General features: G+C 68.9%; 16 protein-coding genes. 5 read left to right on the top strand and 11 right to left on the bottom strand.

Annotation, left to right across the window (positions count from 1 at the left end; genetic code table 11):
• Positions 1–67: 67 nt before the first annotated feature.
• On the bottom strand, positions 68–511 hold the full coding sequence (rplM, locus tag ABH920_RS41795; protein ID WP_194915549.1) for a 50S ribosomal protein L13: 444 nt from the start codon (positions 509–511) through the stop codon (positions 68–70).
• 197 nt (positions 512–708) lie between these two features.
• Positions 709–2,370 carry an ABC-F family ATP-binding cassette domain-containing protein gene (locus ABH920_RS41790; protein ID WP_370354865.1) on the bottom strand — a complete coding sequence of 554 codons (1,662 nt, stop codon included), beginning with the start codon at positions 2,368–2,370 and terminating at the stop codon, positions 709–711.
• A 57-nt stretch (positions 2,371–2,427) separates the two neighbouring features.
• Here ABH920_RS41790 and ABH920_RS41785 point away from each other — a divergent pair, with 57 nt between their 5' ends.
• Both ABH920_RS41785 and ABH920_RS41780 read left to right on the top strand, forming a co-directional pair.
• Positions 2,428–2,934, top strand: coding sequence for an NADPH-dependent FMN reductase (locus tag ABH920_RS41785; protein ID WP_370354864.1), 507 nt, complete (start codon positions 2,428–2,430; stop codon positions 2,932–2,934).
• Positions 2,935–2,943: 9 nt separating this feature from the next.
• Positions 2,944–3,525, top strand: coding sequence for a DUF6886 family protein (locus tag ABH920_RS41780; RefSeq protein ID WP_370354863.1), 582 nt, complete (start codon positions 2,944–2,946; stop codon positions 3,523–3,525).
• 13 nt (positions 3,526–3,538) lie between these two features.
• Here the strand turns inward: ABH920_RS41780 and truA are convergent, their stop codons facing one another.
• The 9 genes from truA to ABH920_RS41735 all read right to left on the bottom strand — a co-directional run bounded on the left by truA (position 3,539) and on the right by ABH920_RS41735 (position 9,490).
• Positions 3,539–4,393 (bottom strand): tRNA pseudouridine(38-40) synthase TruA, encoded by an 855-nt coding sequence (gene truA, locus ABH920_RS41775; protein WP_370354862.1) that lies wholly within the window; start codon positions 4,391–4,393, stop codon positions 3,539–3,541.
• Between the two features lie 143 nt (positions 4,394–4,536).
• Positions 4,537–5,067: a 50S ribosomal protein L17 gene (rplQ, locus tag ABH920_RS41770; RefSeq protein WP_370354861.1), complete on the bottom strand. Its 531-nt coding sequence runs from the start codon at positions 5,065–5,067 to the stop codon at positions 4,537–4,539.
• A gap of 119 nt (positions 5,068–5,186) precedes the next feature.
• A complete protein-coding gene (locus ABH920_RS41765) occupies positions 5,187–6,212 on the bottom strand; it encodes a DNA-directed RNA polymerase subunit alpha (protein ID WP_012785190.1) in 1,026 nt (341 codons plus the stop codon).
• Between the two features lie 111 nt (positions 6,213–6,323).
• Positions 6,324–6,950, bottom strand: a complete 627-nt coding sequence (gene rpsD / locus ABH920_RS41760; protein WP_012785189.1) for a 30S ribosomal protein S4 — start codon at positions 6,948–6,950, stop codon at positions 6,324–6,326.
• 20 nt (positions 6,951–6,970) lie between these two features.
• Positions 6,971–7,381, bottom strand: coding sequence for a 30S ribosomal protein S11 (gene rpsK / locus ABH920_RS41755; protein ID WP_012785188.1), 411 nt, complete (start codon positions 7,379–7,381; stop codon positions 6,971–6,973).
• A 75-nt stretch (positions 7,382–7,456) separates the two neighbouring features.
• The gene (gene rpsM / locus ABH920_RS41750) at positions 7,457–7,837 is read right to left on the bottom strand and encodes a 30S ribosomal protein S13 (RefSeq protein ID WP_012785187.1); all 381 of its coding nucleotides are present in this window, start codon (positions 7,835–7,837) and stop codon (positions 7,457–7,459) included.
• Positions 7,838–8,017: 180 nt separating this feature from the next.
• Positions 8,018–8,131: a 50S ribosomal protein L36 gene (rpmJ, locus tag ABH920_RS41745; protein ID WP_009740505.1), complete on the bottom strand. Its 114-nt coding sequence runs from the start codon at positions 8,129–8,131 to the stop codon at positions 8,018–8,020.
• Positions 8,132–8,263: 132 nt separating this feature from the next.
• Positions 8,264–8,485 (bottom strand): translation initiation factor IF-1, encoded by a 222-nt coding sequence (gene infA, locus ABH920_RS41740; RefSeq protein ID WP_012785186.1) that lies wholly within the window; start codon positions 8,483–8,485, stop codon positions 8,264–8,266.
• A gap of 378 nt (positions 8,486–8,863) precedes the next feature.
• The gene (locus tag ABH920_RS41735) at positions 8,864–9,490 is read right to left on the bottom strand and encodes a DUF1707 domain-containing protein (RefSeq protein ID WP_370354860.1); all 627 of its coding nucleotides are present in this window, start codon (positions 9,488–9,490) and stop codon (positions 8,864–8,866) included.
• A gap of 103 nt (positions 9,491–9,593) precedes the next feature.
• Here ABH920_RS41735 and ABH920_RS41730 point away from each other — a divergent pair, with 103 nt between their 5' ends.
• The 3 genes from ABH920_RS41730 (at position 9,594) to ABH920_RS41720 (ending at position 13,732) form a co-directional block, all read left to right on the top strand.
• Positions 9,594–10,736 carry a sensor histidine kinase gene (locus ABH920_RS41730; RefSeq protein WP_370354859.1) on the top strand — a complete coding sequence of 381 codons (1,143 nt, stop codon included), beginning with the start codon at positions 9,594–9,596 and terminating at the stop codon, positions 10,734–10,736.
• Between the two features lie 85 nt (positions 10,737–10,821).
• Positions 10,822–11,505, top strand: a complete 684-nt coding sequence (locus tag ABH920_RS41725; protein ID WP_370354858.1) for a response regulator — start codon at positions 10,822–10,824, stop codon at positions 11,503–11,505.
• A gap of 79 nt (positions 11,506–11,584) precedes the next feature.
• Positions 11,585–13,732: an MMPL family transporter gene (locus ABH920_RS41720; RefSeq protein ID WP_370354857.1), complete on the top strand. Its 2,148-nt coding sequence runs from the start codon at positions 11,585–11,587 to the stop codon at positions 13,730–13,732.
• The last annotated feature ends 118 nt before the right edge of the window (positions 13,733–13,850 follow it).

Genomic DNA, 13,850 nt, shown 5'->3' with positions numbered 1-13,850 from the left:
GGTGTCGACCTCGGTCACAGCCACAGTTCCTTTCTGGAAAAACTGAGAAGAGTGGAAGTGGCCGGGACTACTGCGCGACCTGGTTGATGACGAACGGCTCCGGCTTCTGCGCGGCGTGCGGGTGCTCCTCGCCGCGGTACACCTTCAGCTTGGACAGCTGCTGGCGGCCGAGCGAGTTCTTCGGCAGCATGCCGCGGACGGCCTTCTCGATGGCCTTGCGCGGGTCCTTGTCGATCAGGTCGCCGTACTTGATGGAACGCAGACCACCCGGGTAACCGGAGTGCCGGTACGCGAGCTTGTCCTCGCGCTTGTTGCCGGACAGGTGCACCTTCTCGGCGTTGATGATGATGACGAAGTCGCCCGTGTCGACGTGCGGGGCGAAGATCGCCTTGTGCTTCCCGCGCAGCAGCTGCGCGGTCTGCGAGGCGAGACGGCCGAGAACGATGTCACGGGCGTCGATGACGTGCCACTGACGCTGCACGTCACTGGGCTTGGGGCTGAACGTACGCACGGAAATGCTCCTGGCGTGTGTCGTAGACGTTTACGCGATGAAGAAGCACGCCGTCGTCGTGAGTACAAGGCATGCCTAAAGGCGCGTGTGGCCTCGCCCTACTCCCCGTTTCCCCGGATGCAACGCCAAGGACTCGGTCTCGTATGGGCGCGGATGGGACGCACCAAGGCACCACTTTACCCGATGGCCGGAGGTGCTTATGACTTCGCACCGGACTTGACCGGCCTGCGGTCCGGCCGGCGCTCGTCCCAGACCGGTTCGGACGCCTCGTAGACCCGGCCGTCGGAGCCGAAGACCAGGTAGCGGTCGAAGCCGCGGGCGAACCAGCGGTCGTGCGTGACGGCGATCACGGTTCCCTGGTACGCCTCCAGACCGGCCTCGAGAGCGTCGGCCGACATCAGGTCCAGGTTGTCGGTCGGCTCGTCCAGCAGAAGCATCGTCGAACCGGTCAGCTCCAGACGCAGGATCTGGAACCGGGCCTGTTGGCCGCCGGAGAGGTTCCCGAAGCGTTGTTCCGCCTGCTCGTTCAACGCATAGCGCGCGAGCGTCGGGGACGCGTTGTCTCTCTGGAAGGAGAACTCCTCCCAGAGGATCTCCAGAAGTGTCTTCTGTTCCAGAGCCGGCTGGCGATGCGTCTGACGGAAGTGGCCGGGGACGACCCGCGCGCCAAGCTTGAAGGTGCCGGTGTGGGTGATGTCCTCGCCGGCTAGAAGGCGGAGGAAGTGGGACTTCCCTGAGCCGTTCCCTCCGAGAACCGCTACGCGTTCCCCATAGAAGACTTCTGCAGAGAACGGCTTCATGAGGCCGGTGAGCTCAAGGTCTACGCACTCAAAGGCGCGGACTCCCGTACGGCCGCCCTTAAGGCGCATCTTCACCTGTTGCTCGCGCGGCGGCGCCGGAGGCGGACCGGCCTGCTCGAACTTCTCCAGGCGGGTACACATGGCGCGGTACTTGGAGGCCATGTCGGGGCTGATCTTCGCCTGTTGGCGCAGGGTGTTCACGAGGTCCTTGAGGCGGCGGTGCTCCTCTTCCCAGCGGCGCAGGACCTCTTCGAAGCGGTCGAAGCGGGCCTTGCGGGCCTCGTGGTAGTTCGCGAAGCCGCCGCCGTGGATCCAGACGGAGCCGCCGATGCCGCCGCCGGAGCCGACCTCTACGGTCACGATCTTCTTGGCGGTGCGGGCCAGCAGTTCCCGATCGTGAGTGACGAACAGGACCGTCTTGACGGTCTCGTTGATCGCTTCTTCCAGCCAGCGCTTGCCGGGGACGTCCAGGAAGTTGTCCGGCTCGTCGAGCAGGAGGACCTGATCGGGGCCGCGCAGAAGGGCTTCCAGGACGAGGCGTTTCTGTTCGCCTCCGGAGAGCGTGGAGGCGGGGCGGAACTGGGCCTGGATATAGGGGATGCCTATAGCGATGGTGCAACAGGTGTCCCACAGGGTCTCCGCCTCATAGCCGCCTGCGTCGCCCCAGTCGACGAGCGCCTGCGCGTAGCGCATCTGTGTGGGCTCGGAGTCGTCTTCCATCATCGCGAGCTCTGCGGACTCCAGCTCTACAGCGGCTTTCTGGAGCGCGGGCTGTGCGACGGACAGCAGGAGGGTGCGGACCGTCGGGGGCTCCTCCCCGTCCTGCGGCTTGCGGTCGACGAACTGCCGCATCACGCCGAGTCCTCCGGAGCGCACCACGGCGCCGCCGGTCGGCTCGATGTCGCCGGCGATGAGGCGCAGCAGCGTGGTCTTGCCGGCGCCGTTCGCACCGACCAGGGCCGCCTTGTCGCCGTCGCCGATCCGGAAGGAGACGTCGTCGAGGAGGACGCGGCCGTCCGGGAGGTGGTACTGGAGGCTGTTGACGTCGATATGGCCCATAGGTGGCAGTCTCGCTCAGGGCTTCTTAGTCGCGCGAGTGGTTATAGCGTCGGGCGCATGGTTCAGGTGTTGCTGCTTTGCGGGTCGGTGCGCAAGGGATCCTCGAACGAGGCCATGTTACGGCTCGTGCAGGAGGTCGCGGGGCAGGTCGCGGGGGAAGCCGGGAGCGCGAACAGTGCGGTCTTCTACGAGGGCCTGGGAGAGCTTCCCCACTTCAACCCGGATCTGGACGCGGATCCGCTTCCTGAGGCCGTCACGGAGCTGCGCAGCGCTATAGCGGACGCGGATGCGGTGCTCGTCTGCACGCCGGAGTACGCGGGGACTCTGCCGGGGTCCTTCAAGAACCTCCTGGACTGGACCGTCGGCGGGACCGAGATCTGCGACAAGCCGACGGGATGGATCAACGCCGCGAATCCGGGGCGCGGTGAGGGTGCGGTGGTGACGCTGCGGTTGGTGTTGGAGTACACCGGTGCGGCGATCGTGGAGGACGCCTGCGTGCGGATCGCTATAGGGGACGCGGATATTCGAGAACGTATTCGCGCCGTCCTGACAGCGCTGCGATAGAAAAGACGGATGCGACCGGAACCTGGGCAAGTCCTGCACTTCTCGGAAGACCCGACGATCACCCGCTTCGTACCGCATGTCGCCGCCACGGCTCAGCAGTCGGAGGCGTACGTATGGGCCGTCGACTACGACCGCGCGCCTGACTACTGGTTCCCTCGGCAGTGCCCGCGCGCGATGGCGTGGGTGACGCCGGAGACGACGGAGGAGGACCGGGAGCGCATCATCGGCCCCGGGGGTGGACTGCGCGTGCACGCTGTGGAGTACGGCTGGCTGGAGCGGATGCGGACGGTGGAGCTTTACGCGTACCGCCTTGACGCGCGGGACTTCCGTTCCTTCGGCGAGCCGCCCAACGCGCACGTGGCCGAGCATGAGGTACGTCCGCTAGGGCCCGCAGAACGCGTGGGAGATCTGTTCGAGCTCTACGAGGAGGCGGACATCCAGCTCAGGGTGCTGCCGACGCTGTTGCCGTTCTGGGACCAGGTGATCACCACGACGCTGGGGTTCAGCGGGATCCGGCTGCGGAACGCGCGGCCAGCACCAGTACCAGCGCCTGCACCAGCGGCTTCGGCTGCTTCGGCTGCTTCGGCGTAGTCAGCCCTCGGGATCAGTCGGCGCCCAGCACCCTCATCCGCCGCGTCTTCAGCTGCTGACCGGCCAGCTCGGAGTCGGCGGGATAGACAACCTCCTCCAGCGTCAGCCCCTGCGGCGGCGCCACCTTCACCTCGGGCGAGCGCACCACCTCGGCGAGGATGCGTTCCGGGTCGCCGACCGGCCGGCGCCCCTCCCCCACCGCCAGCAGGGCGCCGACCAGGCTGCGGACCATGGAGTGGCAGAAGGCGTCGGCGCGGACGTCGGCGACCAGGAGGCCGGCGGGGGTCAGCGAGGTCGGCGCTTCGCGCGTCCACTCCAGGCGCGTGAGGCAGCGGATGGTCGTGGCGCCCTCGCGCTTCTTGCAGAAGGCGGCGAAGTCGTGCTCGCCGAGCAGCGCGGCGGCCGCCTCGTTCATGAGCGCGGGATCCAGCGCGCGCGGATGCCATGTGACGTCGTTGCGCCGCAGCGGGTGCGGACCGTAGGGGGCGTCGGTCACGCGGTAGGCGTAGCGGCGGCCCATGGCGGCGAAGCGGGCGTCGAAGCCGACCGGCGCGGCCGCGGCCGACCAGACCCGCACGTCGCCCGGCAGGACGGCCGCCAGCCGGCGCAGGAGGCGCTCCTCGTGCTCGGCCCAGAGCTCGGCGGGGACGTCCAGATGCGCGACCTGCCCGCTGGCGTGCACCCCCGCGTCGGTGCGACCGGCCACGACCAGCGTCACATCCTGCCGCAGCACGGTCGACACGGCCCCGGTCAGCTCCCCGCACACCGTCCGCCGCTTGGGCTGGATGGCCCACCCGGAGAAGGCGGTGCCGTCGTAGGCCAGGTCGAGGCGGACGCGGACGTGTCCGGGGGCGGGCTCGGTGCTCATCGGTCCATTGTGGCGCAGGGGGTTGTCAGTCGGGTTGGCGACCACTGCCGGTCCGACGAGATCGCGCGTCGGGGACTGACCCCGCCCACGCGAAAGCCCGCCGCCTCCGAAGAGACGGCGGGCTCCACGAACACCAGAAGGACTTACTCCTTCTCAGCAGCCTCAGCCTCGGTGGCCTCGACAGCCTCGGCCTCGGCCTCAGCAGCCGGAGCCTCCTCGACGACCTCGGCGGCCGGAGCCGGCGCCGGGGCGGCGGTCTTCTTGCTCGCGCGCTTGGTGGCGGCCTCGGCCTCGCGGACCGCGGTCTGCTGCACGGTCAGGGCCTCGACCAGCTCGATCACGGCCATGGGGGCGTTGTCGCCCTTGCGGTTGCCGGCCTTGATGATGCGGGTGTAGCCGCCGGGGCGGTTCTCGTAGTTCGGCGCGATCTCGTCGAACAGGCGGAAGACGATGTCCTTGTCGCCCAGCACGGCCAGGACCTGGCGACGGTTGTGCAGGTCGCCCTTCTTGGCCTTGGTGATCAGCCGCTCGGCGTAGGGGCGCAGCAGGCGCGCCTTGGCCTCGGTGGTGGTGATCTTGTCGTGCTCGAACAGCGACTTGGCGAGGTTCGCCAGGATCAGCTTCTGGTGGGCCGGGGAGCCGCCGAGGCGGGCGCCCTTCTTCGGCTGGGGCATTGCTTCTTCTCCTTGGTGTCTCGGGCCGTGTCAGGTACCCGGGATCTTGATGGCGGCGGACGGGACGCCCGGCGCCGGAAGCCGGACCGCCCCGGTGGGGACGGCCCGGCTGTCGAGCCTTACAGCTCCTCGGTCTCCGCGTAGCCGGAGTCCAGGTCCTCTTCCTCGTCGTACTGGTTGTCCACCACGAGCGAGGGGTCGAATCCGGGCGGGGAGTCCTTCAGCGCCAGGCCCATGCTCATCAGCTTGACCTTGACCTCGTCGATGGACTTCGCGCCGAAGTTGCGGATGTCCAGCAGGTCGGCCTCGCTGCGGGCGACGAGCTCGCCCACGGTGTGGATGCCCTCGCGCTTGAGGCAGTTGTAGGAGCGGACGGTCAGCTCCAGGTCCTCGATCGGCAGCGCCAGGTCGGCGGCCAGGGCGGCGTCCGTCGGGGACGGGCCCATGTCGATGCCCTCGGCCTCGATGTTCAGCTCGCGGGCGAGGCCGAACAGCTCCACCAGGGTCTTACCGGCGGACGCCACGGCGTCGCGCGGGCGCATCGACTGCTTGGTCTCCACGTCCAGCACCAGGCGGTCGAAGTCGGTCCGCTGCTCGACGCGGGTGGCCTCGACGTCGTACTTGACCTTGAGGACCGGCGAGTAGATCGAGTCGATCGGGATGCGCCCGATCTCCTGGCCCGCCTGCTTGTTCTGCACCGCGCTGACGTAGCCGCGGCCGCGCTCGACGGTGAGCTCCATCTCGAGCTTGCCCTTGCCGTTGAGCGTGGCGATGATCAGCTCGGGGTTGTGGACCTCGACGCCGGCCGGCGGGGCGATGTCGGCGGCGGTGACGGTGCCCGGGCCCTGCTTGCGCAGGTACATGGTCACCGGCTCGTCGATCTCCGAGGAGACGACCAGCTGCTTGATGTTCAGGATGAGGTCGGTGACGTCCTCCTTCACACCCGGGATCGTGGTGAACTCGTGGAGCACGCCGTCGATCCGGATGGACGTCACCGCGGCGCCGGGGATGGACGACAGGAGCGTCCGGCGCAGCGAGTTGCCGAGGGTGTAGCCGAAGCCGGGCTCCAGCGGCTCGATGAGGAACCGCGAACGGTACTCATCGATGATTTCCTCGGTGAGGGTGGGGCGCTGTGCGATAAGCACGGTGGAACCTCCATTGCCTGGGCCGGCCGCTATATACCGACCACGGGGATAGTGCTCCTATAGGGAGTCCCGCGCAGGGACTCCCTATAGGTTTCGAACACGTACTCCGGACTACTTGGAGTAGAGCTCGACGATCAGCTGCTCCTGGACCTGCGTGTCAATGACAGCACGCTCCGGAAGCGAGTGCACGAGGATCCGCATCTTCGACGGGATGACCTCGATCCACGCCGGGACGGCACGCTCGCCGGCCTCGGCACGGGCCACCACGAACGGGGTGAGCTCCAGGCTCTCCTTGCGCACCTCGACGATGTCACTCGGGGTGACGCGCATCGAGGGGATGTTCGCCTTGTGGCCGTTGATCAGGATGTGGCCGTGGCGCACCAGCTGGCGCGCGTGGTCGCGGGACTTCGCGAAGCCGGCGCGGTAGACCACGTTGTCCAGGCGGGACTCGAGGATGCGGAGCAGGTTCTCACCCGTCTTGCCGCCCTTGCGGTTGGCCTCCTCGTAGTAACCGCGGAACTGCTTCTCCAGAACGCCGTAGATGCGGGCGGTCTTCTGCTTCTCGCGAAGCTGGAGCAGGTACTCGTTCTCCTTGGTGCGACCGCGGCCGTGCTCACCCGGGGGGTAGGGACGGATCTCGATCGGGCACTTCGGGCCATCGCACTTGCTGCCCTTGAGGAAGAGCTTGGTCTTCTCGCGGCGGCAGCGCTTGCAGTCGGGGCCGGTGTAACGGGCCATGTTTGTTCTTCTCTCCTAGCTCAGACGCGCCGGCGCTTCGGCGGGCGGCAGCCGTTGTGCGGCGAAGGGGTGACGTCGTTGATGGATCCGACCTCCAGGCCGGTCTGCTGCAGCGACCGGATGGCGGTCTCACGGCCGGAGCCGGGACCCTTGACGAACACGTCGACCTTCTTCATGCCGTGCTCCATGGCGCGGCGCGCGGCGGCCTCGGCGGTCATCTGAGCGGCGAACGGGGTCGACTTGCGCGAGCCCTTGAAGCCCACCTGACCCGAACTCGCCCACGCGATCACGTTCCCCTGCGGGTCGGTGATCGAGACGATGGTGTTGTTGAACGTGCTCTTGATGTGAGCGTGCCCGTGGGCGACGTTCTTCTTTTCCTTGCGGCGCAGCTTGGGAGCCTTGGCGCCGGCCTTACGGCTCTGGGGAGGCATTGTGCTGGGTTCTCCTGAATGAGGTGATCGGTCCGGGGCCACTGACAACCAGATGGAGTCCGGTCCGTGGCTGGACTACTTCCGGCCGGCCTTCTTCTTGCCGGCGATGGCCTTGCGCGGGCCCTTGCGCGTGCGCGCGTTGGTGTGGGTGCGCTGACCATGGACCGGCAGACCCTTGCGGTGCCGGACACCCTGGTAGCAGCCGATCTCGATCTTGCGGCGGATGTCCGCCTGGACCTCACGGCGCAGGTCGCCCTCGACGCGGTAGTTCGTGTCGATCCACTGGCGGAGCTTGACGAGGTCGTCCTCCGTCAGGTCCTTCACGCGCGTGTTGGGGTTGATGCCGGTCTCCGCGCACGTCTTCTGCGAGCGGGTGCGGCCGATGCCGTAGATGTAGGTGAGGGCGATCTCCAGACGCTTTTCGCGCGGGATGTCCACACCAGAGAGACGTGCCATCAGGCAGGCTCCTGTTTCTGTTAATTGCCGGAGGTGTCGGTACAGCGCCGTTCCTGGTGCCTGACCAGGTCTCCAGCCTCCGGGCCGAAGGTTTCATCCGCGAGCTCTATGGCGGGAGCTCGCGGGGTCGGGACGCTGCGGTTACTTCAGCCGGGTGTTGCGACCCGGCTTCGAGCTAGCTCAGCCCTGACGCTGCTTGTGGCGCAGGTTCTCGCAAATGACCATGACGCGGCCGTGGCGACGGATCACCTTGCACTTGTCACAGATCTTCTTGACGCTGGGCTTGACCTTCATGATGGTTCCTTAACTGGTATCGGTCGTCCGGTGTGGAAACACCGAAAGGCAGCCCACCACCTAGAGCGTGGTGAGCCTCGATAAGACGTGACCGGCGAGGACCCCGCCCGCGAAGGGCTGGAGTCCTACAGGTCACTTGTAGCGGTAGACGATGCGCCCACGGGTCAGGTCGTACGGGCTCAGCTCGACGACGACCCGGTCGTCCGGGAGGATCCGGATGTAGTGCATCCGCATCTTGCCGGAGATGTGCGCGAGGACCTTGTGGCCGTTCGCCAGCTCAACGCGGAACATCGCGTTGGGCAGGGACTCGATGATGGTGCCCTCGATCTCGATGGCGCCTTCTTTTTTGGCCAAGTTCCTTCAATCTCCTTCAGAAGGGTGTCTACTGCCGCGTCGGTTCCGGCAACAGGAGCAAGTGGTGGTCCAGCGATATGCGCTCGTAGACCCAGCCGCGGGAGGCGCACGTGAACCACTCCATACGGAGCCGACACGCCAGTGTACGCCGAACACTTGCAGAACGCGAAACCGAGGCTTTGTACCCCGGCCGCACATGTCTTGAAACCGGCAGCGGGTGGCGCAAATTCCCGCCCCGTTCGCCTCAGCGACACCAGAGGAGCGATGTCACCCGATGCGGTGACATCGCAAAAAGCCGGGAGGCCGCGGCCGGATGTCCGGTCACAGCCTCCCACAGGCAACCACAGGCAACCAACGGCCGGCCCTCAGCCCGGCAGCTCAGCTCCGCTTGTTGATCCCCCGCGCCAGCATCAGCACGCCCATGATCCCGACCGGCCAGGCCGGCCAGAAGTTCCCCCAGTCGTCCCCGCCGGCCAGGTTGCTGACCAGCCAGATCCCGGTGAGCAGCACCGTCAGCGACAGCCACGAGCTGAACGACGCCCAGCCGCGACCGCCGCCGCGCCGCGCGGCCTGAGCCTTCCAGCGCTCCTGCTGCTGGGTCCAGCGCTGCTCGTGCCGCTCCTGGTGGCGCTGCCAGCGCTGGGTGTGGCGCTCCAGGTGCTCGTTGATGCGGTCCTGGATGGCCTGGTTGTCGATGTTGATCTGCATGCGGCCGGACTCGTCGCGGCGGACCTCCACCGGGCGCTGCTGGGAACGCTGCTGGAAGGTGCGCTGCTGGGCCTGGTCGATGTTCAGCTGCGACAGGTCCACCGGGAGGTCCCGGGTGAGGGTGCGCAGCTCGCCGTAGGTTTTGGCCGCGTAGGCCTTCGTCATGCGTTCGTCGAACTCGTCGAGCGTGAGCCGGCCGGCGGCGTGGTGCTCGCGCAGTTGCTCGACGAGCTGTTCGCGGTCGGCGTCGCCGGCGCGCATATCGGGATCGAACGAGGCCCCACCCTGCGTCGTCATCTCCGTGACTCCCTGACTGACTCGCGACATATCTCGAATGTACCCCAGGTTACCCGCACCGGGATCCCCCGTGGGAGGGAGGTGCGACTACTCCCGGTGGAGCATGATCTATCACGTGCTGACCCCGGGCGCGCTGTCCCGCCGAGGATTCCGGCTGCGACGGCCACGACGCAACGACGTCCTCGCCGTCGTCATCGTGCTGGTGCTGAACAGCGGCACCTACCTGGTACCCGGCATCCTGCCCTGGGGACCCTGGCGGTACCTGCTGGAATCGGTGACCATCGCGTCGATGCTCTGGCGGGAGACCTATCCCGTCATGACCGGCCTGGTGACCGGCGCGCTGACGCTGGTCATCACCGCGACGGTGCACCCGGCCCAGCCCTTCCCGTACGCGGTCCTGGTCGTCGAGTACACGATCGGCTCGGTGCTGCGCGGCCGGACCCGCATCGTCATGATCGCCATCTACATGGTCGGGAACATCGTGGCCGAGTACCTGCACCGGCAGATGAACAACCCCGAGGACTTCCTGGTCACCTTCACCCTCAGCATGACCTCGCTGTTCCTCGGCGTGCTGATGCAGTCCGAGCGCGACTCGCTGTCCGTGCGCGCCGACCGCGAGCTGCGCGCCGAGCGTGCCCGGATCGCCCGCGACATGCACGACGTGGTCGGCCACGCCGTGGCCCTGATGGTGGTGCAGGCCGAGGCCGGACCGCTGCTGGTGCGGTCCAGGCCGGAGCGCGCCGAGGCGGCGTTCGAGGCCATCTCGGCCGCGGGCCGGGACGCGATGGCACAGTTGCGCGGCCTGCTCGGCACGCTCCACAAGGACGAAGGCGGCGGCCGGCAGCCGCTGCCCACCCTGTCCGACCTCGACGACCTGGTGCACCGGGTCCGCAAGGCGGGGCTCCAGGTCCGCATGGAACAGACCGGCAGCGCCGCGCCGCTGTCCCCCGGCGCCGAGACCGCCGCCTACCGGGTGGTCCAGGAGGCCCTGACCAACACCCTGAAACACGCCCGCGCCTCGCGCGCCGAGGTCCGTCTGTCCTGGTCGCCGAGCACGCTGGAGATCACGGTGACCGACAACGGCCGCGGCGTGGCCGACGGTGCGGCGGACGCCGGCCCCGGCCACGGCCTGTCCGGCCTGCGCGAGCGGCTGGCGCCGGTGGGCGGCGCGCTGAGCTGGACCTCGCCGCCGGACACCGGCGGGTTCGCGCTGACCGCGGTCATCCCGTCCGCGCAGACAGCGTGAACGCCGTGTCGGCCCTATACGCATCAGCCCTATAGAGGACCGCGGCTAAAGGACAGCCGACACCTACGCCTGGTAGAAAGCCAACGTGGCGATTCGGGTAGTGGTGGCTGACGACCAGGAACTGGTGCGCAGCGGGTTCGCGATGATCCTGGACGCGCAACCGGACATCGAGGTGGTCGGCGAGGCCGGCGACGGCGCCGAGGCGGTGGCCCTGACCCGCGCGCTGCACCCCGACGTGGTCCTGCTGGACGTGCGCATGCCGGTGATGGACGGCATCGAGGCGGCCCGCCGGGTCAGCGCCGAGGGCGGCAGCCGCATCCTCATGCTCACCACCTTCGACGTCGACGAGTACGTCTACGACGCCCTCTACGCCGGCGCCTCCGGCTTCCTGCTCAAGGACGTCCGCCGCGACGACCTGGTGCACGCGGTCCGCGTGGTCGCGGCCGGCGACTCGCTGCTGGCGCCCTCGGTGACCCGCCGCCTCATCGCCGACGTCACCTCCCGGCGCCCGGCCCGATCCGGCGCCGCCGACCCGGCCGCCGCGCCCTCGGCCCGGCTCGACGTCCTCACCCCGCGCGAGCGCGAGACGCTGCTGCTGATCGCGCAGGGCGCCTCGAACGCCGAGATCGCCGCGCGGCTGTTCGTCACCGAGCACACGGTGAAGACCCACGTCAGCAACATCCTGATGAAGCTCGGCATGCGCGACCGGGTGCACGCGGTGATCTTCGCCTACGACAGCGGGCTGGTGACTCCCTCTTCGGAGGGATGACTCCCCCGATCTACCGAGTCCGGCCCTCCCCTCCCGCGCGGGATCACAGGACCCTGCCTGCCCCCGGACAGTGGGAGGCATGTTGAGACACGCGGCAGAACTCGCCATCCGCCGACCCCGGACCGTGATCACGGTCTGGGCCCTGGTGCTGGTGGTCGGCCTGGGCCTGGGCGGGGCGGTGTTCGGCAGACTCGGGGGGCTCGGGGCGAACGTGCCGGGCAGCGAGTCCCAGGTGACGGCCGACCGCCTGAACAAGCTGGACCCGAATCCGGACACCATCGACGGCCTGGTCACCTCGACGACCGCGGGGCGGGTGATCACCGCGGACACGGGGCTGCGGAGCCGCGTCGCCGCTGCGGTCGCCGATCTGCGCGCCATCCCGGGCGTCGCGCAGGTGCCGGACCCCTATCAGACCCCTGGCGCGACCGGGGACGGCCAGGTGGTCGCGATCCCGGTGACGTTCGCCGGCGGGATCAGCTCGGACGCCGAGGACGTCGCGTCGCGGGCGGCCCAGGACCGGCTGCACGCCATCGCGACACCGGACTTCCAAGTGCGGGTCGGCGGCGGGCCGCTGGTCGGCGACGCGCTGAACCAGACCGCGCAGTCCGACGCCGGCCAGGCCGAGATGATCTCGCTGCCGATCGTGCTGCTGTTGCTGGTGGTGGTGTTCGGCGGGCTGCTGGCCGCGTCGCTGCCGCTGGTGCTGGCCCTGTGCGGCGTCGCGTCCACGCTGCTGGTGCTGTACGGATTCAGCTTCGCGACCGACTTGTCGGTGTACTCCGTACAGATCACGACGATGCTGGGCCTCGGCCTCGGCGTGGACTACGCGCTGCTGATGGTGACCCGCTTCAAGCAGGAGCGGGCGGCGACACCGGACATCGCCGACTGCGTCCGGCGCACGGTCTCGGCCGCCGGCCGCACGGTCTTCTTCTCCGGGCTCACGGTCGCGGTCAGCCTGGTCGGGCTCGTGGTGTACCCGGCGCCGTTCCTGCGGAGCATGGGGCTCGCCGCGACGGCCGTGGTCGCGGTGGACATGCTGGCGGCCGTGACCCTGCTGCCGGCTCTGCTGGCCAAGTTCGGGCACCGGATCAAGCCGGCGAGTGCGCGGCGGTCGGAGGGGCGCTGGTTCGGGCGGTTCGCGGCGGGGGTGGTGCGGCGGCCGGTGCCGGTGCTGGTCGTGATCGCCGTGGGCCTGCTGACGGTCGCGACGCCGGTGACGGCGCTGACGCTGACCCCCGGCGACGCACGGGAGCTGCCGGCCAGCTCGGAGTCGCGGCAGGTGTACGACCTGAGCGTGGCGCACTTCCCGGGGCGGAGCGCGGCGACGCCGCTCTACGTGCTGGTGCAGAACGGCGCCGCGCGGCCCGACTATCTGGCGCATCTGCGGGCTCTGCCAGGGGTCGTCGACTCGGCGCAGAAGGCGCTTCCGGACGGCAGCGCGGTGCTGGAGCTGACGCCCGCCGGGACGGTCAACGGGAAGGTGGCGACCGGGCTGGTGCAGACCATCCGGGACGAGCGTCAGGGGGCCTCGGTCACCGGCGACAGCGCGCACCTGGTGGACTTCCGGCGGATGCTGGTGGATCGGCTGCCCTACGCCACCGCCGTGGTCCTGCTGTCGGTGTTCGTGTTGCTGTTCCTGTTCACCGGCTCGGTGCTGATCCCGCTGAAGGCGGTGCTGACCAACCTGCTGAGCATCGGGGCCGCGTTGGGGGCGATGGTGTGGGTCTTCCAGCAGGGGCACTTCGCCGGGCTCTTCGGCTCCGGGGTGAAGGGCGGGCTGGGAGCGCTGGACGTGACGGTGCCGCCGCTGCTGATCGCGGTCGCGTTCGGGCTGTCGATGGACTACGAGATCTTCATCCTCGGCCGGATCCGGGAGGCCCGGCTCGCCGGTGAGGACGCGCGCAGCGCGGTGGTGACCGGGGTGCGGCACACGGGGCGGGTGGTGACCTGCGCGGCGGCGCTGTTGATGATCGTCTTCGCGTGCTTCATGACCGGTGGGGCGGCGCCGATCCTGGAGTTCGGGTTCGGGCTGACGCTCGCGGTGCTCATCGACGCGACGCTGGTGCGGATGATGCTGGTGCCGGCCGTGCTGGCGCTGCTCGGGGAGGGCGCCTGGTGGGCGCCGAGGGCGCTGCGCGGGGTGCACGCGCGGTTCGGGGTCGCCGAGGCTCCCGAGCCCGCGACGGAAGCCGGGACCGCGGCCGCGGGGCGGTTGCAGGAGGTGTGAACGAGCCGCGCGCGCGGGCGCGTTGATGCCCGCGCGCTGATGCCCGCGCGCTGATGCCCGCGCGCTGATGCCCGCGCGCTGATGCCCGCGCGCTGATGCCCGCGCGCTGATGCCCGCG

The organism is Catenulispora sp. EB89, from assembly GCF_041261445.1.
GTDB lineage: Bacteria > Actinomycetota > Actinomycetes > Streptomycetales > Catenulisporaceae > Catenulispora.
The sequence above is the reverse complement of the archived record's forward strand: the minus strand, read 5'-3'. Positions and strand labels throughout refer to the sequence as shown.